The organism is Allobosea rubneri, assembly GCF_032464875.1.
In the GTDB taxonomy this organism is placed as follows: Bacteria; Pseudomonadota; Alphaproteobacteria; order Rhizobiales; family Beijerinckiaceae; genus Allobosea; species Allobosea rubneri.
The window spans coordinates 172,546-191,979 of the sequence record NZ_JAWDID010000002.1 but is presented as its reverse complement, the minus strand read 5'-3'; the positions used below and the strand labels follow the sequence as shown (position 1 = coordinate 191,979).

General features: G+C 65.3%; 19 protein-coding genes and 2 pseudogenes. 12 read left to right on the top strand and 9 right to left on the bottom strand.

Annotated features, from left to right (window positions below):
- Nucleotides 1-960, top strand: coding sequence for a D-2-hydroxyacid dehydrogenase (locus tag RKE40_RS02315; protein ID WP_316016630.1), 960 nt, complete (start codon nt 1-3; stop codon nt 958-960).
- An 85-nt stretch (nt 961-1,045) separates the two neighbouring features.
- Here the strand turns inward: RKE40_RS02315 and RKE40_RS02310 are convergent, their stop codons facing one another.
- The 7 genes from RKE40_RS02310 to RKE40_RS02280 are packed head-to-tail and all read right to left on the bottom strand — an operon-like array spanning nt 1,046 to nt 7,495.
- The gene (locus tag RKE40_RS02310) at nt 1,046-2,305 is read right to left on the bottom strand and encodes a TRAP transporter large permease (protein ID WP_316016629.1); all 1,260 of its coding nucleotides are present in this window, start codon (nt 2,303-2,305) and stop codon (nt 1,046-1,048) included.
- Nucleotides 2,302-2,859 (bottom strand): TRAP transporter small permease, encoded by a 558-nt coding sequence (locus RKE40_RS02305; RefSeq protein ID WP_316016628.1) that lies wholly within the window; start codon nt 2,857-2,859, stop codon nt 2,302-2,304. Before RKE40_RS02305 ends, RKE40_RS02310 begins: the two co-directional genes overlap by 4 nt.
- A gap of 4 nt (nt 2,860-2,863) precedes the next feature.
- Nucleotides 2,864-3,880 (bottom strand): TRAP transporter substrate-binding protein, encoded by a 1,017-nt coding sequence (locus RKE40_RS02300; RefSeq protein WP_316016627.1) that lies wholly within the window; start codon nt 3,878-3,880, stop codon nt 2,864-2,866.
- Between the two features lie 50 nt (nt 3,881-3,930).
- Nucleotides 3,931-4,824, bottom strand: coding sequence for an NAD(P)-dependent oxidoreductase (locus RKE40_RS02295; RefSeq protein WP_316016626.1), 894 nt, complete (start codon nt 4,822-4,824; stop codon nt 3,931-3,933).
- A gap of 50 nt (nt 4,825-4,874) precedes the next feature.
- Nucleotides 4,875-5,900 (bottom strand): transketolase family protein, encoded by a 1,026-nt coding sequence (locus RKE40_RS02290; RefSeq protein WP_316016625.1) that lies wholly within the window; start codon nt 5,898-5,900, stop codon nt 4,875-4,877.
- On the bottom strand, nt 5,897-6,739 hold the full coding sequence (locus tag RKE40_RS02285; protein WP_316016624.1) for a transketolase: 843 nt from the start codon (nt 6,737-6,739) through the stop codon (nt 5,897-5,899). The genes RKE40_RS02290 and RKE40_RS02285 overlap by 4 nt, the downstream gene beginning before the upstream one ends.
- Nucleotides 6,740-6,742: 3 nt before the next feature.
- Entirely contained in the window at nt 6,743-7,495 is a 753-nt protein-coding gene (locus tag RKE40_RS02280; RefSeq protein WP_316016623.1) for an SDR family NAD(P)-dependent oxidoreductase, read from the bottom strand.
- A gap of 137 nt (nt 7,496-7,632) precedes the next feature.
- Between RKE40_RS02280 and RKE40_RS02275 the strand changes: the two genes are divergently transcribed.
- Nucleotides 7,633-8,520 carry a LysR substrate-binding domain-containing protein gene (locus RKE40_RS02275; protein WP_316016622.1) on the top strand — a complete coding sequence of 296 codons (888 nt, stop codon included), beginning with the start codon at nt 7,633-7,635 and terminating at the stop codon, nt 8,518-8,520.
- 157 nt (nt 8,521-8,677) lie between these two features.
- On the opposite strand, the pseudogene RKE40_RS02270 reads toward RKE40_RS02275, so the two are convergent.
- Nucleotides 8,678-9,790 (bottom strand): annotated as a pseudogene (locus RKE40_RS02270) (IS3 family transposase).
- Between the two features lie 191 nt (nt 9,791-9,981).
- Here RKE40_RS02270 and RKE40_RS02265 point away from each other — a divergent pair.
- The 10 genes from RKE40_RS02265 (at nt 9,982) to hpaR (ending at nt 18,981) form a co-directional block, all read left to right on the top strand.
- On the top strand, nt 9,982-10,146 hold the full coding sequence (locus RKE40_RS02265; protein ID WP_316016621.1) for a helix-turn-helix domain-containing protein: 165 nt from the start codon (nt 9,982-9,984) through the stop codon (nt 10,144-10,146).
- A 494-nt stretch (nt 10,147-10,640) separates the two neighbouring features.
- On the top strand, nt 10,641-11,507 hold the full coding sequence (locus RKE40_RS02260) for a fumarylacetoacetate hydrolase family protein (RefSeq protein WP_390893184.1): 867 nt from the start codon (nt 10,641-10,643) through the stop codon (nt 11,505-11,507).
- Between the two features lie 3 nt (nt 11,508-11,510).
- Nucleotides 11,511-12,314 carry a 2-oxo-hept-4-ene-1,7-dioate hydratase gene (gene hpaH, locus RKE40_RS02255; RefSeq protein WP_316016620.1) on the top strand — a complete coding sequence of 268 codons (804 nt, stop codon included), beginning with the start codon at nt 11,511-11,513 and terminating at the stop codon, nt 12,312-12,314.
- 266 nt (nt 12,315-12,580) lie between these two features.
- On the top strand, nt 12,581-13,618 hold the full coding sequence (locus RKE40_RS02250; protein ID WP_316016619.1) for an amino acid ABC transporter substrate-binding protein: 1,038 nt from the start codon (nt 12,581-12,583) through the stop codon (nt 13,616-13,618).
- Nucleotides 13,619-13,687: 69 nt separating this feature from the next.
- Nucleotides 13,688-14,866, top strand: a complete 1,179-nt coding sequence (locus tag RKE40_RS02245; protein WP_316016618.1) for an amino acid ABC transporter permease — start codon at nt 13,688-13,690, stop codon at nt 14,864-14,866.
- A complete protein-coding gene (locus tag RKE40_RS02240) occupies nt 14,863-15,984 on the top strand; it encodes an amino acid ABC transporter permease (RefSeq protein WP_316016617.1) in 1,122 nt (373 codons plus the stop codon). Before RKE40_RS02245 ends, RKE40_RS02240 begins: the two co-directional genes overlap by 4 nt.
- A 23-nt stretch (nt 15,985-16,007) precedes the next feature.
- Nucleotides 16,008-16,745 carry an amino acid ABC transporter ATP-binding protein gene (locus tag RKE40_RS02235; protein ID WP_316016616.1) on the top strand — a complete coding sequence of 246 codons (738 nt, stop codon included), beginning with the start codon at nt 16,008-16,010 and terminating at the stop codon, nt 16,743-16,745.
- A 69-nt stretch (nt 16,746-16,814) separates the two neighbouring features.
- Nucleotides 16,815-17,975, top strand: a complete 1,161-nt coding sequence (locus RKE40_RS02230) for a pyridoxal-phosphate-dependent aminotransferase family protein (protein ID WP_316016615.1) — start codon at nt 16,815-16,817, stop codon at nt 17,973-17,975.
- A gap of 19 nt (nt 17,976-17,994) precedes the next feature.
- The gene (locus tag RKE40_RS02225; RefSeq protein ID WP_316016614.1) at nt 17,995-18,408 is read left to right on the top strand and encodes a 5-carboxymethyl-2-hydroxymuconate isomerase; all 414 of its coding nucleotides are present in this window, start codon (nt 17,995-17,997) and stop codon (nt 18,406-18,408) included.
- Nucleotides 18,409-18,468: 60 nt separating this feature from the next.
- Nucleotides 18,469-18,981, top strand: a complete 513-nt coding sequence (hpaR, locus tag RKE40_RS02220; protein ID WP_316016613.1) for a homoprotocatechuate degradation operon regulator HpaR — start codon at nt 18,469-18,471, stop codon at nt 18,979-18,981.
- A gap of 76 nt (nt 18,982-19,057) precedes the next feature.
- Here the strand turns inward: hpaR and RKE40_RS02215 are convergent.
- A pseudogene (locus RKE40_RS02215) lies at nt 19,058-19,150 on the bottom strand (integrase); the annotation flags it as partial.
- Between the last annotated feature and the right edge of the window lie 284 nt (nt 19,151-19,434).

Genomic DNA, 19,434 nt, shown 5'->3' with positions numbered 1-19,434 from the left:
ATGCACAGGATCGTCTTTCTCGATCGCGACACCGTCGCCCCGGCGGTGACCATCCGCCGTCCGTCCTTCCCGCATGAATGGGTCGAATACGGACGGACGCAGGCCGATGAGGTGATCGGCCGTGCCGCGGACGCGACCATCATCATCAACAACAAGGTCGATCTGCGCGCCGAGACGCTGGCGCGCCTGCCGCAGCTGCAGCTCATCGCGATCGCCGCGACCGGCACCGACTGCGTCGACAAGCAGGCCGCCGCCGATCGCGGAATCCCGACCGTCAACATTCGCGGCTATGCGAAGGCGACCGTTCCGGAGCACAGTTTCGCGCTGCTGCTGGCGCTTGCACGCTCGATCGTCCCCTATCGTCAGGAGGTCCTGGCCGGGGAATGGCAGAAGGCTGGCCAGTTCTGCTTCTTCAGCAACCCGATCGTCGATCTCAGTGGAAAGCGGCTGGGCCTCGTCGGCGCGGGCGTACTCGGCAACCAGGTCGCCGAGATCGCACGCGCCTTCGGCATGGAGGTGGTGCTCTACGATCCTGCCGCGAAGCCCGGACAGGCGGGCATCGTCAGCCTCGACGAGCTGATCGAGACCTCTGATGTCATCAGCCTGCACTGCCCGCTGACCAATGAGACGCGCGGCATGCTCGATCTCGCCGCCTTCCGCCGGATGAAGCGCCGGCCGATCATCATCAACACAGCGCGCGGCGGCCTCATCGTCGAGGAGGACCTCGAGGTCGCCTTGGACGAAGGGCTGGTGTCCGCCGCCGGGCTCGACGTGACGCTGCCGGAACCGCCGCCTCTCGACAGCGCCTTCATGCGCCTCGCCCGCCGCAGCAACGTGATCTGCACGCCGCATGTCGCCTGGGCCTCGACCGAAGCCCAGCAGGCCCTGGTCGACCAGCTCATCGACAACATCGAGAACTTCGTCGCGGGCAATCCGACCAATGTGGTCGCGCCGGACTGAGCAGGTGCGTCTGATCTCGCCGGTAAAATGGAAAGGCGGCCTGCGGGCCGCCTTTCCTGTTTTGGCCTGTCGTTCTGCCGCGTCTTCAGTAGATCGTCAGCGCCGGCACATAGCTCACCAGCAGTAGCACGATCATCGCGACGCCGAAGAAGGGCCAGAGCTCGCGCGTCGTCTCGCCGAGCGAGGTCCGGGCGATCGAGGTCGAGATGAACAATGTGGTGCCGATCGGCGGCGTGTAGAGGCCGATGCCGAGGTTCAGCACCATGATGATGCCGAGCTGGACCGGATCGAGCCCGATCGAGGCCGCGAGCGGCACGAAGATCGGCCCCAGCAGCAGGATCGCCGGCGGCAGGTCGATCGGCATGCCGACGAGCAGCAGCAGGATGTTCATCGCCAGGATCACGAAATAGGGGTTCGAGATCGTCGCCGAGACCCATTCGGCGAAGCGCTGCGGCACCTGGTCGAAGGTCAGGATCCAGCCGACGATGGCCGAGCCCATGATGACGAGCATCACCACGCCGGTCGCGACGCCCGCCTCGACCATGCTGACCCGGAAGCGACGCCAGCTCATGTCGCGATAGAGCACCGCGCTGAGGACCAGCGCGTAGAGTACGGCCAGGACCGCGATCTCGGTCGGCGTCGCGATGCCGAAGCGCAGGCCGAGCAGGATGAAGACCGGCATCAGCAGCGCCGGCATGCTGCGCCAGGCCAGCCGCGCCAGCTCCACCTTGGAGACCGGCGCCTCCGGCGAGACATAGCCGCGCCGCCGCGCGATCCAGCTGCACAATACGATGAAGCCGCCCGCCATCAGCAGGCCGGGCAGGATTCCGGCGGTGAAGAGGTCGGCGATCGAGACGTTCGAGACCAGCGAGTAGAGGATCAGCGGAATCGAGGGCGGGATCAGGATATCGATGATCGCCGAGGTCGCGTTGTTGGCGGCGCAGAGCGGCGCCGGATAGCCTTGCCGTTTCTGCCAGGGGATCAGCACGGAGCCGAGCGCGCTGGCATTGGCGACGGCACTGCCCGAGACGCCGCCGAACACCACCGAGGCGACCACCGTCGTCGAGAGCGGCCCGCCCCGCCAGCGCTGCATCGCCTTGGACGCGAAGGCGAGAAGCTCGTTGCCCAGCGCTCCTCCGAGCATGAGCGAGCCCGCCAGCATGAAGAAGGGCAGCGCCAGCATCGGGAAGGACTGGGTCTGCTGGTACATCTGCTGGGCGATGATCGTCAGCGGGATCTGGCCCTGGACCAGCAGCGCCGTGCCCGCCGCCACGATCAGCGCATGGCCGACCGGGATGGCGAGCAGCATCAGGATGGTGAAGGAGACGATGAGGGTGATGCTCATGCGACCTGCTCCTCCGGCGCCGGGACGGGCATGGCTTCCGGCCCCATCAGGGCGACGCGCACCGCCTGCGTGGTCGTGACGACGATGATCAGGGCGAGCCCGATCGCGAGCGTGTAGTAGCCATAGCTCGCCGGGATCCCCATCACCGGGGAACGATCGATCCAGAGCATCTCTGCGAGAAGCAGGATGTCCTTGCTGAGCACGAGATAGCTGCCGATCACGATGGCCTGCCCGACGAGCAGCATGATCCGCGCGCCCTGCCGGCCGAGCATCGCGAGCACGGTCTCGACCGCCATGTGCCCGCCCTTCTGCACGCCGAGCACGACGCCCGCCATGATGAAGACCGGGAAGAGCCGCTCGGGCAGCTCCTGCGCGAAGCGGAAGCCGCCGGAATCGAGCGCGTAGCGGGCGCCGACATTGGCGGCGAGCATGGCGAGCAGCGCCGAGCCGACCGCGATGACGACGATCTCGCAGAACCTGGCGGCGAGACGGTCGATGCCGTCCGCCAGGGCGATGGCGCTGGCGCGCCACCCCGTCTCGGGCTGCCTGTCCATGACCTCAGCCCTTTGCCGCCTTGGCGAGCCGGTCGACGAAATCGCCGAACGGCTTGGTCTTCCAGGTGTCGTAGACCTTGGCGGAGGCCTCACGGAAGGCGGCCATGTCGGCGTCGTTGACCTGCAGCTTCGGGTTCGCCCGGAACTCCGCCGCGAACTTGGTCTCGGCGTCGAGGAAGAGCTTGCGTTGCAGCTCGCCAGCGTCCTTGGCGGTCGCCTTGACCACCTCGCGATCGGCCGGCGACAGCCGCATCCAGGTGATCTGCGACATCAGGAAGGGCGAGCACTCCCATTTATGGGCCGAAAGCGAGATGAACTTGTTCACCTCGAAGAGCTTGGACGAGGCGATGTTGACCAGCGGGTTCTCCTGCCCGTCGACGACGCCCTGCTGGAGCGCGACATAGAGCTCGCCGAAGGAGATCTGCTCGGTGCCGGCGCCGAGCGCCTGGAAGATGTCGATCGTCATCGGATCGGGTGGCGTGCGGATCTTGAGGCCCTTCAGGTCCGCCGGCTTCACGATCGGGCGCTTGCTGTTGGTGATGTGTCGGATGCCATTGTCCCACCAGCCGAGCGGCACCATGCCGATCTTGGCGAAGCGCTGGTCGAGCTCGCCGCCGATCGGGCCTTCGAGCACCTTGAAGGCGTCGGCCGAGGTCGGGAACAGGAAGGGCAGGCCGAGCGCCGCGAGTTCCGGCAGCAGCGCCGAGGTCGAGCCCTGGCTGTTGACGGTCATGTCGACCGCACCGGTGCGCAGGCTGGTCAGCAGGGACTGCTCGTTGCCGAGCTGCTCGGCGCCGGCGACGCGTACGGCCAGGCGACCATTGGTGCGCTCCTTGAGAAGCTCGCCGAACTTGTCGGCCGCGATCCAGCGCGGATTGCCGGCGGCGGCGTTGTGGCCGAGCGTCATGGTGACCTGCGCCTGCGCGCCGCGCGGCAGGCTCAGCACGGCCGGCATCGCCAGCCCGGCAGTGAGCAGGCTCCGGCGGTTGAGACCTCCGGTAGAGCAATCGATCTTCGTCATGTCATCCTCCCGTTTTCGCCGTTTCGACGGCTCTTGCTGCTTGTTCCGGATCAGGTCGCGTCAGTCGCGTCGCGCCCTTGCATTGCGCGATAGGCGGCGATCACCTGGCTGTCGTCATGCGCCCCGAGGCCACGCCCCGAGACCGACAGGAAGAGCTGATGGGCAAGCGCCGCCATCGGCAGCGCCGCCTTGGCATCACGCCCCGCTTCGAGGACGATGCCGAGATCCTTGACGAAGATGTCGACTGCGCTGGTCACGCGCGGCTCGCGCTCCAGCATGCGGGCGCCACGATCCCTGAGCATCCAGCTCGACGCGGCCGAGCCGGAGACGATGTCGAGCATGGCCGCGGTATCAACACCTAGCTTCTCGGCCAGCGACAGCGCCTCCGCCGCGATGACGAGATGGGCACCGCAGAGCAATTGGTTGACCGCCTTGGCCGTCGCCCCCTGCCCCGGCTCCTCGCCCATGAAGACGACCTTCGAGCCCATGGCGTCGAGCACCGGCTTCACCGCGTCGAAGACGCGCCGGCGCGCCGCTGCCATGATGGTCAGGCTGGCCGCCTCGGCGCCGACCACGCCACCGGACACCGGAGCGTCGACTAGCGCGTGCCCGGCCGCCTCGACACGGGCGGCAAGCGCTGCGACAGCCGCCGGCGGGCAGGTTGCCATCAGGATGACGATGCCAGCCGGAGAGAGCTGCGCCAGCGCGCCCTGGCCGAAGAGGATGTCCTCGGCCTGCGCGGCATTGACGACCATGAGGACGACTGCATCCCGGCCGGAGAACGCCTCAGCGAGCGAAGCGGCGACTTCGCCGCCGGCCGCCTGCAACGTGGCGCGGGCCTCGACACGCAGGTCGAAACCGGTCACAGCGAAGCCGGCCTTGCCCAGATTGATCGCCATGGGCAGGCCCATCGAGCCCAGCCCAACGAAGCCGATCGTCTTCATCACCCCTCCCCGTCGCGCGCTCCTCTTGGCGGAGCTGCAGCGTGCTGCGGCTATTTCAGCCAGTCCTTGACCTTGCCGCAGAGGGCGTCGGTCGAGATGCCGTAGCGGTCATGCAGCGTCGGCAACGCCCCCGCCGCAAGGAACTCGTCCGGCAGGCCGATCATGCGGAAGGCGGGATGCACGCCCTCGCGCATCAGCAGGCCCGCGACGGCTTCGCCGAGCCCGCCATTGACCGTGTGGTTCTCGGCCACGACGACGAGCCGGCCCGGCTTGGCGCAGGCTTCGAGAATCGTCGCGGTGTCGAGTGGCTTGATCGTCGGCACGTGCAGCACGCCGACATCGATGCGGTCCTGCTCCAGCGCCTTGGCCGCCTCCAGCGCCCGCATCGTCATGATGCCGGAGGAGATGAACAGGACCTCGTAGCCGTCCCGCAGCAGCTTGGCCTTGCCGAGCTCGAACTTGTACCCGTATTCGTCGAGCACGAGCGGCACCTGCCCGCGCAGCAGGCGCATGTAGACCGGGCCCTTGTGCCGTGCCATCGCCGGCACGATCTGCTCGATCTCGAGCGCGTCGCAAGGGTCGATCACCACCATGTTCGGCATGGCGCGGAACAGCGCCAGATCCTCTGTCGCCTGGTGCGACGGCCCATAGCCCGAGGTCAGGCCCGGCAACGCGCAGACAATCTTCACATTGCGGTCCTCTTCCGCGATCGTCTGGTGGATGAAGTCGTAGGCCCGTCGCGAAGCGAAGACGGCATAGGTCGTCGCGAAGGGCGTGAAGCCTTCGGAGGCAAGACCGGAGGCGGCGCCGAACAGCAGCTGCTCGGCCATGCCCATCTGGTAATGCCGGTCGGGAAAAGCCTGCGCGAAGATGTGCAGGTCGGTGTACTTGCCCAGATCGGCGGTCATGCCGAGGATGGAGGCGTCCTGCTTCGCCAGCTCGACCAGCGCATGGCCGAAGGGGGCTGGCCTGGTCCGCTGCCCCTCGCCCGCGATCGAGGCGATCATCGCCGAGGTGGTCAGGCGTGGCTTGCCGGAGTCGCTCTTGCCGGAGCCATTTTTGGCGGCGGGCTTCATGACGGCTTCCTCTCGTCGAGCGCCGCGAGCGCGAGCTGCCACTCATGCGCCTCGACCCGGATGAAGTGGTTCTTCTCGCGCGCTTCGAGGAAGGGTACGCCCTTGCCCATCAGCGTGTCGGCGATGATCATGCTGGGCCGGCCCGTTTGAGCCTTGGCGGCGTCGAAGGCGGCGCGGACGGCGGAAAGATCGTTGCCGTCGACGCGCTGGGTGAACCAGCCGAACGCCTGGAGCTTCTCGGTCAGCGGTTCGAAGCCCATCACCTTGGTCGAGGGCCCGTCGGCTTGCTGGTTGTTGACGTCGACGACGGCGATCAGATTGTCGAGCCCGTAATGGGCGGCAGACATAATCGCCTCCCAGACCGAGCCCTCGTCGAGCTCGCCATCGGAGAATAGGGTGTAGACGTGGGCGTCGGAGCCCTTGCGCTTGAGGCCGAGGCATTTACCGACCGCGATCGAGAGGCCCAGGCCGAGCGAACCGCCGGACATCTCCATGCCGGGCGTGTAGCTCGCCATGCCCGACATCGGCAGGCGGCTCTCGTCCGAGCCATAGGTCTCGAGCTCGTCCTCGGGAATGACCCCAGCCTCGATCAGCGCCGCGTAGAGCGCGATCGCATAATGGCCGTTCGAGAGCAGAAAGCGGTCGCGCCCCTCCCAGTCCGGGTCGTCCGGCCGGTGGCGCATGGCGTGGAAATAGGCCACGGCGAGGACATCGGCGATGTCGAGCGCCTGCGCGATATAGCCCTGGCCCTGCACCTCGCCCATCAGGATGGCGTGGCGCCGGATATTCCAGGCGCGGCGCTCGAGCGAGACATTGTGGCCGAGAGGAGCGGTGCTCATGGTTCAGCCGTGGATCAGCATGCCGCCATTGACGTCGATGACGGCGCCGGTGACGTAGGCCGAGAGATCCGAGGCGAGAAAGAGGTAGATGCCGGCGACATCGCTGGCGTCGCCGAGCCGGCCGAGCGGGATGCCCTTGATGATATCCTTGCGCATCTCGTCGGTGAGCTTGCCGCCGGTGATGTCGGTCTGGATCAGGCCGGGGGTGACGCAGTTGACGCGGATGCCGTCCGGGCCGAACTCCCGCGCCATTGCCTTGGCAAGGCCGAGCACGCCCGCCTTGGCCGAGGAGTAATGCGGGCCGCCGAAGATGCCGCCGCCGCGCTGCGCCGAGACAGAGGACATGCAGGCGATCGCGCCCTGCTTCCTTGCCTGCATATGCGGGATGAAGACCTGGCTCAGGAACAGCACACCCTTGCAGTTGATGTCCTGGACCCGGTCCCAGCTCGCCTCGTCGATCTCCAGCGTCTTCACCGGCTGGGTGACTCCGGCATTGTTGATCAAGATGTCGAGCTGGCCGAAGGCGGCGATGACTTCGTCCGCCGCCTTCTGGCAGGAGGCCTTGTCGGCGACGTCGCAGCCAACGCCGATATGCTGCGGGCCGAGAGCCGCCGCAGCCTGCTTCGCGGCGGCTTCGTCAATGTCGAGGATCGCGATGCGGGCGCCATGGGCGGCAAACAGCTTTGCCGTGGCGAGGCCGATGCCGCGCACGCTGGCCGCGCCTGAAATCGCGGCGGTCTTGTTCTGCAGGAGCATTCCATCCCTCGATCTGCGAATTCTTGCTGCCTGAGGGTGGCTCATGCTTCGGCGCATGAAAAACGCAAAGATTGCGCTATGACGTGAATCACATTCACCTGTTGGCGACACCGCTCAGGTGTTCCGAGGGGGTAGTCATGCGACGCTTGCCGCTTTCCGCGCTTCAGGCCTTCGAGGCGGCCGCCCGGACGGGCTCCTTTCGCGCTGCAGGCGAGGAACTTGGGATTTCTCCGAGCGCGATCAGCCATGCGGTCCGCAAGCTCGAAATCCTGATGGGCGCCGCACTGTTCGAGCGGCAGAGTCGCGCCGTTCACCTCAATGTCGCCGGCGAGGCGCTATTGCGCCATGTCGCCGCGGGATTCGACGAGATGCGGCAGGGCATCGAGACCGTCGGCGCCCGCTCCGGCAATCTGCTGCGGCTGCATTGCGCGCCCTCGATGGCGGCGCAATGGCTGCTGCCACGGCTGCGCGACCTCCTTGCCAAGCAGCCCGGTCTCGAAGTGCGGCTCGCGGCGGGTGTCGACTATCCGCAATTCGAGCACGACGAGTTCGATGCCGACATCTGCTATGGGCCGCCACGGCAGGAAGGTCTGATCGTCATCCCGCTCGGCGAGGAGACTGTGACTCCGCTCTGCGCGCCGGAGCTCGCCGCACAGATCGGCTCCCCCAAGGACCTGCTCGGCGCCAAGCTGATCGAGAGTGACAACAAGCGGGTCCGCTGGACCAGCTGGTTCGGCGCCAACGACATCACGCCGCCTGCACCGCGGGGCTCACGTTTCGACCGCTCTTTCATGGCGATCGCCGCGGCAGCCGACGGGCTCGGGATCGCGCTGGAATCGACGCGGCTGGCCGAGCGCGAGATCGCCGATGGCCGGTTGGTGGCGCCTCTGGCGGGACGAGCGCAGGATGTTCGCTATGCCGGGCACTACCTCGTCTTCCCGCGCGTGGCAAAGGCGCGCCGTTCGGTGCGCATGTTCGCGCAATGGCTGACGCAGGAACTGAAACTGCCAGCACCCAAAATCTAGGTTCTGCGTGCCACCACGCTCGGCAAAGTGCGAAAGCACCGCGTGACGCTGGGCACTGCCTTGAGAACACCGATATGCGTTAGGCTCGATTGCCTGAGCGCGTTCCCGGGCTGGTCCAGTTGCTTTGCGCCTGACGTTTCCCCCTATTTGCCCTCGTTCATAACTGGACTCTGTTCTCGCTGTGGTCCGTTCTGGACCGGGTTGCAAACTCGTTCGGGGTGAGGCCACCGAGGCTCGTGTGCGGCCGGTGGGCATTGTAGTCCATCCTCCATTCTTCGATCAGCCTGCGAGCGGTTGGCAGGTTGCGGAACATGTGCTCGTTGAGACACTCGTCCCAGAAGCGGCCGTTCAGGCTCTCGACGAAGCCGTTCTGCATGGGCTTGCCGGTGTGCGATGTAGTGCCACTCGACCCGGCTGTCTTCCTGCCATTGCAGGATCGCGCGCGAGGTCAGTTCGGTGCCGTTATCGCTGACCACCATGAGCGGCCGGCCGCGAAGGGCGATGAGCGCGTCGAGCTCCCGGACGACGCGCTGGCCGGAGAGCGAGGTGTCGACGACGAGCGCCAGGCACTCTCGCGTAAAGTCGTCGACGATGACCAGCACGCGGAAGCGGCGGCCGTCGATGAGCTGGTCCGCGACAAAGTCGAGGCTCCAGCGCTGGTTCGGCCCCTGTGGCGTGGTTATCGGCGCCCGCGCCCCGAGCGCGCGCTTGCTCCCGCCACGCCGGCGCACGGTCAGCCGCTCCTCCCGATAGAGCCGGAACAGCTTCTTGTGGTTCAGCGCGATGCCGTCCCACCGCAGTAGGATGTGCAGGCGCCGGTAGCCGAACCGCCGCCGCTGACCCGCAAGGGTCTTCAGCCGCTCCCGGATCTCCACATCGTCTGATCGCCGCGAGGCATAGCGATAGGTCTTCAGGTCGAGCCCGATCAGACCGCAGGCCCGACGCTGCGAGTAGCTCTTCTCCTCCATCGCCCAGTTCACGAACGCTCTCCGCGATCCGGGCTTCAGAAGTTTTTTCCGAGTGCCTCGCGCAGCGTCGCGACGTCCAGCATCGATTCCGCCAAAAGCCTCTCGAGCTTGCGGTTCTCGTCGTCCAACGCCTTCAGCCGACGTGCATCGGATACTTCCATGCCGCCATAGCGATTGCGCCAGTTGTAGGAGGTCGCGTCGCTGATCCCGTGCTTGCGGCAGATATCCGCCAACGCAATCCCGGCCTGATGCTCCTTCAGCACCGCAATGATCTGCTCTTCGCTGAACCGGCTCTTCTTCATCTCCGTCTCCTTCCGACGGAGTCCAATTCAAACCGAGGGCGCTTCAGGGGCAACGTCAGTCGCAACATCCGTATACCTCCGCCCCCCTCCCAAGGCTCGGCGGCGTCAGACGCTGCGTCAAGCCGAGATCTCCACCGAGCACCTGGTTCGCCGCTTCAGCCGTGCCTTTGCCTGCCGCTGATGGCGTGGCGATGCAGATGGAGCTGGCTCGTGTGCGTCGGCTCCTGCGAGATGGCATTACTCCTGCGCAGGTGGCGGCAGAGCTGGGCTTCGCTGACCAAAGCCACCTCAACCGTTTCTTCAAGCGGGGCAGCGGCGTGACGCTGGCCGGCTTCTCGCGCGCATTGGGGCACTAGCAGATCAATCCCGTTCAAGACCGAGGGCGCACCGTTCGGGCATCATCCACGGTGATCTGCTACTGACTGGGCCCTCGATCTTGCTTGCACTGTTTCCTATGCCTTTGGGCCCGCCCTCGCATTACGCCTCTCGCCCGGACCGGTTTCGCGGAAAGCCTCAGGCGCAGGCTGAAAAGCGGCTTCCGCCCCCCGCTCGGCGTGCAGTTTTTCGTGATCAGCATCGTCACCGGGCTGGCTCCTTCCGCGCAAGCCTGCGGTACGATCTTGTCGATGGCGACGTCGCTGTAGGCGTCCACGATTTCCCCAACTGTCGCACCACGCACTTTGCGCGATAACGAGAGACGCTCCCGACGGGTTGACATCCCGGCGACTGATATATTTAACATGATAATTAGATGATAATCGCGCTTCGGCTCTCCGGCCGGAAGGCATCTCCCTGAAGGGAGACTCCCCAGCGCTCATCGTCTCCATTCCTGTTCGTGAGGACGCCTCTCTTGGTCGCGAAGTTCGTAAGTTTCATCCACGCCGAGCGGGCGGGATATGGCCTGGCAACCGATGGCGGAATCGTCGACCTCTCTGCTCGGTACGAAGCCAGGTGGCCGACCCTGCAGCAGGTCGTGGACGAGCATGCGTTCGCGGCTCTCCAGGAAAATGCTGCTCGCCTGTCACCGGATCTGTCGCTGGAGGAGATCCGGTTCACGATTCCCTCGCTCCTTCCCGAGAAAATCATCTGCGTCGGCGTGAATTTCCCGGACCGCAACGCGGAATACAAGGACGGCAAGGAGGCTCCGGCGAATCCGTCCTTGTTTCCGCGCTTCGCGCGCTCCTTCGTCGGCCATGGACAGCCGCTCATCCGCCCGCCGGAGAGCGAGCAACTCGATTATGAGGGCGAGATCGCCATCGTCATCGGCAAGGCCGGGCGTAGGATCGCCGAGCGCGACGCGCTCGACCATATCGCGGCCCTGACGCTGGCCAATGAGGGATCGATCCGCGACTGGATGCGCCACGCCAAGTTCAACGTCACCCAAGGCAAGAATTTCGACGCCTCCGGCGCCATCGGCCCCTGGCTAGTGCCCTATACCGACGAGGCGCAGATCGCAGATATCGCGCTGACGACCCGCGTCAACGGCGAGGTTCGGCAGAGCGACCGGACCAGCCGGATGATCTTCTCGTTCCGGAAGATCATCAACTACGTCTCGACCTTCACCACCCTTGTTCCCGGCGACATCCTGATCACCGGCACGCCGACGGGCGCAGGGGCGCGCTTCGACCCGCCGGTGTGGCTGAAGCCGGGCGACATCGTCGAAGTCGAGGCCGACGGCATCGGCCTGCTCCGCAACGCCATCGCCGACGAGGCCTGACCGATGCTGACGTCTGACCAGATCGAAGCCGCCGCGCTGAGCCTCGACGAGGCCGAGCAGACCCGCCGGCAGACGGGACTAATATCGCTGCGCTTTCCCGGAATCTCGACGGACGACGCCTACGCCATCCAGAATGCCTTGGTGAAGCGCAAGCGCGCGGCCGGCCGCAAGGTAATCGGCTGGAAGATCGGCCTGACCTCCAAGGCTATGCAGTACGCGCTGAACATCGACACCCCCGATTCCGGCGTGCTGCTCGACGACATGAGCTTCGAAGAAGGCAGCACCGTGCCCAAGGAACGCTTCATCCAGCCCCGCGTCGAGGCCGAGATCGCCTTCGTCATGAAGGCCCCGCTGAAGGGTCCGAACGTCACGGTCTCGGATGTGCTGAACGCGACCGACTACATCACGCCGGCGCTCGAAATCCTGGATACACGCATCCTGCGCGTCGATCCCGAGACGAAGCAGACGCGCACCATCGTCGATACCATCGCGGACAATGCCGCGAATGCCGGCATCGTGATGGGGGGGCGCGCAATGCGGCCCGATCAGGTCGACCTGCGCTGGATTGGAGCCATCGTCAGCCGCAACGGCGTGGTCGAAGAGACGGGTCTCGGAGCCGGCGTCCTGAACCAGCCGACCCGCGGCGTCGCATGGCTGGCGAACCGGCTCGCGGCCTATGGCGATAAGATCGAGGCCGGCCAGGTCGTGCTCGGCGGCTCCTTCATCCGGCCGATCGAAGCACGTCATGGCGACACCATTGTCGCCGATTACGGCCCATTAGGAACCGTAAGCTGCTTCTTCGAGTGAGATCAGGAGCGATCTGACTGCTGGCCAAGTCACGCGACGTCGTTGAATGGCGCCGCGGTCTATCGCGCAAACGCCAGGGCGGCATAGCGCTGTCAGCCTACTCCCCTCCTCCGCCGGCATGTCCGGCACGGAAGTCCCTCCGCGACCGCGTCAAGATGATTAACGCGCTAATCAATTTGATATTTAACGTGTTACATGTCATCAAACATCTCCGTCATGCGGGGGCGCACCTGCCCCACGTCCGTTCAAGCCGCTGGGAGGAATGAATGCTCGGTAATATCTGCAACAAATGGGTCCTCGTCGCCGGGTGCCTGCTGGCCGGCTCTACTGCCGCCACCGCCGAGAGCGGCGCCACGCAGAAGGCCGTGAAGGCACGCGGGGTCCTCAATTGCGGCGTCTCGACCGGCGTTCAGACCGGCATGAGCACGCTCGACGGCGCCGCCAAATGGACCGGCTTCGAGGTTGATTTCTGCCGCGCCGTCGCCGCCGGCGTCCTTGGCGATCCCCAGAAGGTCAAGTTCGTCCCGCTAGAGATCAAGACCGCCTTCACGACACTGCAGTCCGGCGGCATCGACCTGCTGGCTCGCACCGCCACGCACACCTTCATCCGCGACATCGAGCTGAACGTCGAATGGGCCGGCGTGTACCTCTACGACAGCCAGGGCTTCCTCGCGAAGAAATCGCTCGGCGTGAAGAGCGCCAAGGAGCTCGACGGCGCCTCGATTTGCGTCTCGGGCGGCTCCAACTATGAGCTCAACCTAGCCGACTACTTCCGCAAGAACGGCCTCAAGTTCACGCCTGTCACGGCCAATACCCGCGAGCAGAACGAAAAGAACCTGGAAGCCGGGCGTTGCGACGTCTACGCGAACGTGCTCAGCGCGCTGGCCGGCGCCGTTTCGAAGCTCGGCAGCCCCAACGACTGGGTCGTGCTGCCTGAGTTGATCTCGATGGAGCCAATCGGCCCCGTCGTGCGCAAGGACGATTCCCGCTTCCGCGATATCGTGGCCTGGACGCTGAATGCGCTCATCGCCGCCGAGGAACTGGGCATTACTCAGGCCAATGTCGACGAGATGAAGAAGAGTTCGACCTCGCCCGAGGTACAGCGCCTGCTCGGCGTCACCGGCGATTTCGGCGTCAAGCTCGGCATCGACAATGACTGGGCCTTCAACACGATCAAGGCCGTGGGCAACTACGGCGAGATGTTTGCGCGCAATGTCGGCGACAAGAGCCCGATCAAGCTTGAGCGCGGCCTGAACAACCTCTGGAACAATAAGGGGCTGATGTCCGCCCCGCTGATCCGCTGAGCCGAACACGCAGCCGAGGCCGGTGCTGACGCCGGCCTCCCAGCCCCGCCGAGCAGCCCTACGTCCAAGATGACGATCTCAGTACCCGATCATCCGCAGCGTAGCCCGTTGGGGCGCCGACGCATCCTGGGCTGGCTCTACCAGGGTCTACTCGTCGCGGGTCTTGCCTTGATCGCCTATGTCGCGATCGGCAATCTCTACGCCAATCTGGCCGCCCGCGGCCTCAAGCTCGGCTTCGACTTCCTCTGGCAGGAGGCGGGCTTCGAGATCGCCTTCCACCTCATTCCCTATACGGCCAGCGACAATTACTGGCGCGTCTTCCTGATCGGCATCACCAACACCCTGCTGGTCACGGTGCTGGCCATAGCGGCCTCGACCGTGCTCGGCTTTGCCATCGGCATCGCTCAGCTTTCGAGCAACTGGACCGTGTCCCGTGCCGCGCGGATCTATGTCGAGGTCGTGCGGAACCTGCCGCAGCTGCTGCATATCCTGATCTGGTACAATGTCGCCCTGCGGGCGCTGCCCGCACCGCGCGCCGCCCATTCGATCGGGGACGCAGCCTACCTGTCCAACCGCGGCATCTACATACCTGGTCTGACGACAGATCGCCCCGGCCTGCTCGCTCTGTCGATCCTGCTCGCGCTCATCCTCGCCCTCGTCCTCTTCCGCAACCTGACGAGCTATGCGGAACGGACCGGCCGAACGGTCAATGCCTGGCTTCCCGCATTCGCCGTGCTAGTTGCCCTGCCCGCACTCGCGATCGTCCTCTCGGGCGCGCAGGTTTCCTTTTCGGTGCCCCATCTGCGCGGCTTTAACTTCGTCGGCGGCTGGGTCATCGTGCCGGAAGTCGTGGCGCTCGTCCTGGCCATGGCGATCTACAACGCCGCCTTCATCGGCGAACTCGTCCGCGCCAGCATCGAATCCGTCAACAAAGGACAGCGCGAAGCCTCTGCCGCAATCGGCTTCGGCTGGTGGCAAACGCTGCGCTTCATAGTGATCCCGCAGGCGGTGCGCGTGCTACTGCCGCCCCTGTCCAATCAATACCTCAACATCCTGAAAGGCTCGTCGCTGGCTGTCGCGATCGGCTATCCCGACCTTGTCGGCGTCTTCACCGGCATCAGCATCAACCAGACCGGCCGCGCCATCGAGATCGTCGCCATGACAATGGGCGTCTATCTCGCCATCAGTCTTCTCATCGGCGCGCTGATCAACCTGTTCAACCGCATGACCAGGATTGTCGAACGGTGACCCAAGCAGCCGCTCTTCCCGAGACCGGCAGCGCCCGGCCTTCCCCCCTGCGCGCCTCCAATCCGCTGACCCGGCTGCTCGGCGGCTTGCGCGGCCGCATGTTCGGAACCAGGCGCGACGCGCTTTTGTCGCTGGCGGTCCTGGCGATCCTCGGCGGCATCGCCTCGGCCATCCTCCCCTGGGCCCTGGTCAACGCCACCTGGACCGGCGCGAGCCGTGCCGACTGTACCGGCGGCGGCGCGTGCTGGGCATTCGTCGCCAGCAAGGCGCCGCAGTTCATCTATGGTTTCTATCCGCCGCTCGAACGCTGGCGGCCCGACATCGCCTTCAGCCTGCTGCTCTTCGGGCTGGTCTGGCTGATGGTGCCGCGCATCCCTGGCAAGGCCTATGCCATCGCCTTTATTGCGCTGGTGCTGCCGATCACGACGTTCCTGCTGCTGCGCGGCGGCTTTGCGGGGCTGCCTCTGGTGCCGAGCGACCAGTGGGGCGGCTTCATGCTAACCATGATCCTGGCGGTTTCCGGCATCACCTTCTCGCTGCCGTTCGGCGTGGTCTTCGCACTCGGCCGTCAAAGCAAGCTGCCATTGATCCGCTGGTTCTGCGTCGGCTTCATCGAACTCTGCCGCGGCGTGCCTTTCCTCACGGTGCTGTTCATGGCCATCGTGATGCTGCCGTTCTTTCTGCCACCGGGCACGAAGCCGGATCCGCTTGCGCTCGCGGTCGGCGGCATCATCTTCTACGAGGCCGCCTATATGGCCGAGGTGGTGCGCGGCGGTTTGCAGGCGGTACCCAAGGGCCAGTACGAGGCCGCGATGGCGATCGGCTTCGGCTACTGGCGTACCATGCTTCACATCATCCTGCCTCAGGCCGTCCGCAAGGTCGTTCCGGGCGTCGTCAACACCACCATCTCGCTGCTCAAGAACACAACGCTTGTGATGGTGGTCGGCCTGTTCGACCTGCTCAACATCGTCTCCGCCGGCGTGTCGGACCCGCTCTGGGCGGGTTCCCAGGCCGAGGGCTATTTCATCGTCGGGCTGGTCTTTTGGCTGATGAGCTTCGGCCTCTCCTGCTACAGCCGAGCCATCGAGGCCGGTTTCGCGCGCGCCGATCGCTCCTGAACGCAACCGGGTCAATCACTGCCATGACACCGCCTCTCATCCGGCTCGCAAACCTCAACAAGTGGTATTCGGACTTCCACGTTCTCAAGGACATCGACCTTGAGGTCCGGCAGGGCGAGCGCATCGTTGTCTGCGGCCCCTCGGGCTCCGGGAAGTCGACGATGATTCGCTGCATTAACGGCCTCGAGGCCTATGAGCAGGGCGCGATCACCGTCGGCGGTGAACTCGTCGCCCAGAACGACGACAATATCGAGAAGATCCGTCAGCGCGTCGGCATGGTCTTCCAGAACTTCAATCTGTTTCCGCACCTTTCGATCCTGGACAATCTCACGCTCGGGCCGATCAAGCTGAAACATGTGCCGCGCGCCGCCGCAGAGGCCCGCGCGATGGAATTGCTGGAGCGCGTCCATATCGGCCACCAGGCCAGGAAATTCCCGAACCAGCTCTCCGGCGGCCAGCAGCAGCGCGTCGCGATCGCGCGCGCGCTCGCCATGGACCCCGACGTGATGCTGTTCGACGAGCCGACCTCCGCGCTCGACCCAGAAATGGTGAAGGAGGTGCTCGACGTCATGATCGAGCTCGCCCGTACCGGCATGACCATGATCTGCGTCACCCATGAGATGGGCTTTGCCCGCGCCGTCGCCGACCGTGTCGTGTTCATGGCGGACGGCGCCATTGCTGAAGTCGGCGGGCCCGATGCGTTCTTCTCCGCCCCAAAGACCGAGCGCGCGCGCCAGTTCATCCAGCAAGTCATCCACTAGCCGGTCGGTCGCCCACCGGCATCCCCAAGCACAGAGCAACGCCTAGCCTATCCTTCGGAGAGCTTGACCGTGACCGCATCGCCGTCCTCAGCCTATCCCTACCGCCTGCGCCTGCCCGGCCCGATCACGATTCCCGAGCGCATCCGCCAAGCCACCGCGCGCTCGATCGTCAACCATCGCGGTCCAGAGATGCGCGTAATCCTCGAGGAGATCCAGCAATGGATCAAACCGCTGTTTGGGACGACTGCACCGGTGCTGACCTTCGGCAGCTCGGGGACGGGCGTCATGGAAGCCAGCCTCGCCAACGTGCTCGCGCCCGGCGAGAAGGTCCTCGCGCTTGTCCATGGCCAGTTCGGCGAACGCTATGCCCAGATCGCCCGCGCGCTCGGGGCCGAGGTCGACGTCATCGAAAGCGAGTGGGGTTGGACGCCGGATCCGGCCGTGATCGCCGCCAAGCTCGATAAGAACGACTATCGCGCCCTGGTCGCCGTCCACAACGAGAGCTCCACCGGCGCGGTCACCGACCTCGCTGCGATCGGGGCGCTGCTGCGCGACCGCGATACCCTGCTTCTGGTCGACTCGGTCAGCGGGCTCGGCGGCCTGGAACTGCGACAGGACGAATGGGGCGTCGACATCATCGTCACCGGCTCGCAGAAGGCGCTGATGTGCCCGCCTGGCCTCGGCTTCGCCAGCGTCAGTGAAAAGGCCCGCAAGGTCATCGAGCGCGACGACCGCTGTGCGCGCTTCTACCTCGACATGCGCAAAGCCCTGGCGGTCGTCGACAAGCACGAGACGGCGTTTACCTGCCCGGTCTCGCTGCTGTTTGGCGTCCATGAAGCCCTGACGATGATCCATGAGGAAGGACTGCCGCAGGTCTTCGCCCGGCATAAGCGCCTGTCGGATGCGATGCGGGCCGGCTGCGTCGCGCTGGGTCTCCCGGCCTTTGGCGATCAGGCGACCGCCTCGCATACGGTCGTCGTCGCCTCCGTGCCCGAGCCGCTGACCGGCGGAGCCATCGTCAAACACATGTACGAGACCTACAACACCGCGATCGCAGGCGCTCGCAACAAGCTGACCGGCCGGGTCATCCGCATCGGTACGATGGGGCTGATCAGCGAAGCCGACGTCCTGACCGACCTCTATTTCCTCGAGCGCAGCCTGACCGCGCTCGGCCACGCGGTGCCCACTCCCGGCTGCGGTGTCGCCGCCGCCGTCGCCTCGCTCAGCTGAACCGCATCGGATTATCGACATGCCTCATATCTGGGTCGAATACTCGGCCAACCTCGAATCCCGCATCGACGTCTCCGGTCTGCTCAAGACCACGCAGGACGCTCTGATCGGCGACGGCGCCATCTTCCCCTTCGCCGGCGCACGCACGCGGGGCGTTCCGGTCGCCAACTATCTGATCGTCGACGGGCACCCCGACAACGCCTTTGTGCACGTGATGCTGCGCATCGCTAAGGGCCGCTCAGACGAGGACAAGAAGGCGGCCGCCCGCCGGGTGTTCGATGCGGTGAAGGCCTATCTCGCCGCTGTCAGCGCCGCGAGCCCGCTCGGTATTTCCGTGCAGATGGAAGAGGCCGACGAGACGCTCAACTTCAAGACGAGCAATTATCGTGACTATCTGAAGCAGCGCGGCAACCCCGAGAAGCCCGAGGCTTGACTAGGCGGTGGCGCGACCGTGAACCTTGGTCCGCGTCGCGCTCCGCCTCCGGGACCGATCATGACTGAGAATACGCATAAGGGCGCCGGACCGATGCCGAACGATACCAACCCATCCGAGGCACGGGTCCGGATCAGGCATTTCTCGCGCTCGCTGCCGATGTCGCTGCTACGGGCGCGAGAATCCGTAATGCGCCATTTCCGCGCCAGCCTCCGCCGCTTCGGCATCACCGAGCAGCAGTGGCGGGTGCTGCGGGCCCTGAACTCCCAGAGCAGCCTGGAGGTGACGGAGCTCGCGGAAGCGACGTTCCTGCTCGGCCCCAGCCTGTCGCGCATCCTCAAGGATCTCGATGAGCGCGGACTCATCCTCCGCAGGACCTCGGCATCCGACCACCGTCGAGGTATCATTTCGATCTCGCCACAGGGCATGGAACTGATCGAGCGCGCCGGCGTGGAATCTGAAGCGATCTATTCCGAGATCACAAGGCGATATGGCAGCGAGCGCTTGGCCGAACTACAAAGCCTTCTCCGGCAGCTTGAAGAGTGTTTAGAAGGGCCGGAGCTTGCGGGTTGAAGCGAGTTAGTGGGCTGCGACACGTCGCGGTGCCCCCAACACGCCCCTCGTGCTGTAACCTAGTCCGTATCGCCTAGATATGCTTCGGCTTCAAAGGTGGTTTCGGTCCGATGATGCGACCGAGGTTCCACGCCTGATGAGGCAGCTGTTTCTGCGGATGGATATCCATGGCAGATCCCCTCATGGGACGCCGCATCCGGGATTACTTTATCAAATGTTGCACTCGCCGTGGCGCTCGCCTTCGATCGAGACGCGTGAGAAGACGACCTCGGCATGAGACTGAAACGCAGACCTCCAGATTCGCGGCGTATCCATTGCCCACGACCGCGGAAAAGGATGCGATCCATTGCGGACTGGGCGCGACCGCAATCTCAATCGCCCGGCAGCCGGTGAGAACCCGGTTTCAAGCTTGTGCCCGATAGCAAACTGGCTCGGCACGTAGACCTGGCCGGG

What these genes read in the sequence shown, in the direction of transcription:
- RKE40_RS02235 (WP_316016616.1), top strand. Translation starts at nt 16,008, where the DNA reads ATGACACCGCCTCTCATCCGGCTCGCAAACCTCAACAAGTGGTATTCG.
- RKE40_RS02310 (WP_316016629.1), bottom strand. Translation starts at nt 2,305, where the DNA reads ATGAGCATCACCCTCATCGTCTCCTTCACCATCCTGATGCTGCTCGCC.
- RKE40_RS02315 (WP_316016630.1), top strand. Translation starts at nt 1, where the DNA reads ATGCACAGGATCGTCTTTCTCGATCGCGACACCGTCGCCCCGGCGGTG.
- RKE40_RS02245 (WP_316016618.1), top strand. Translation starts at nt 13,688, where the DNA reads ATGACGATCTCAGTACCCGATCATCCGCAGCGTAGCCCGTTGGGGCGC.
- hpaR (WP_316016613.1), top strand. Translation starts at nt 18,469, where the DNA reads ATGACTGAGAATACGCATAAGGGCGCCGGACCGATGCCGAACGATACC.
- RKE40_RS02290 (WP_316016625.1), bottom strand. Translation starts at nt 5,900, where the DNA reads ATGAAGCCCGCCGCCAAAAATGGCTCCGGCAAGAGCGACTCCGGCAAG.
- RKE40_RS02300 (WP_316016627.1), bottom strand. Translation starts at nt 3,880, where the DNA reads ATGACGAAGATCGATTGCTCTACCGGAGGTCTCAACCGCCGGAGCCTG.
- RKE40_RS02295 (WP_316016626.1), bottom strand. Translation starts at nt 4,824, where the DNA reads ATGAAGACGATCGGCTTCGTTGGGCTGGGCTCGATGGGCCTGCCCATG.
- RKE40_RS02280 (WP_316016623.1), bottom strand. Translation starts at nt 7,495, where the DNA reads ATGCTCCTGCAGAACAAGACCGCCGCGATTTCAGGCGCGGCCAGCGTG.
- RKE40_RS02225 (WP_316016614.1), top strand. Translation starts at nt 17,995, where the DNA reads ATGCCTCATATCTGGGTCGAATACTCGGCCAACCTCGAATCCCGCATC.
- RKE40_RS02275 (WP_316016622.1), top strand. Translation starts at nt 7,633, where the DNA reads ATGCGACGCTTGCCGCTTTCCGCGCTTCAGGCCTTCGAGGCGGCCGCC.
- RKE40_RS02250 (WP_316016619.1), top strand. Translation starts at nt 12,581, where the DNA reads ATGCTCGGTAATATCTGCAACAAATGGGTCCTCGTCGCCGGGTGCCTG.
- RKE40_RS02305 (WP_316016628.1), bottom strand. Translation starts at nt 2,859, where the DNA reads ATGGACAGGCAGCCCGAGACGGGGTGGCGCGCCAGCGCCATCGCCCTG.
- RKE40_RS02285 (WP_316016624.1), bottom strand. Translation starts at nt 6,739, where the DNA reads ATGAGCACCGCTCCTCTCGGCCACAATGTCTCGCTCGAGCGCCGCGCC.
- hpaH (WP_316016620.1), top strand. Translation starts at nt 11,511, where the DNA reads ATGCTGACGTCTGACCAGATCGAAGCCGCCGCGCTGAGCCTCGACGAG.
- RKE40_RS02265 (WP_316016621.1), top strand. Translation starts at nt 9,982, where the DNA reads ATGCAGATGGAGCTGGCTCGTGTGCGTCGGCTCCTGCGAGATGGCATT.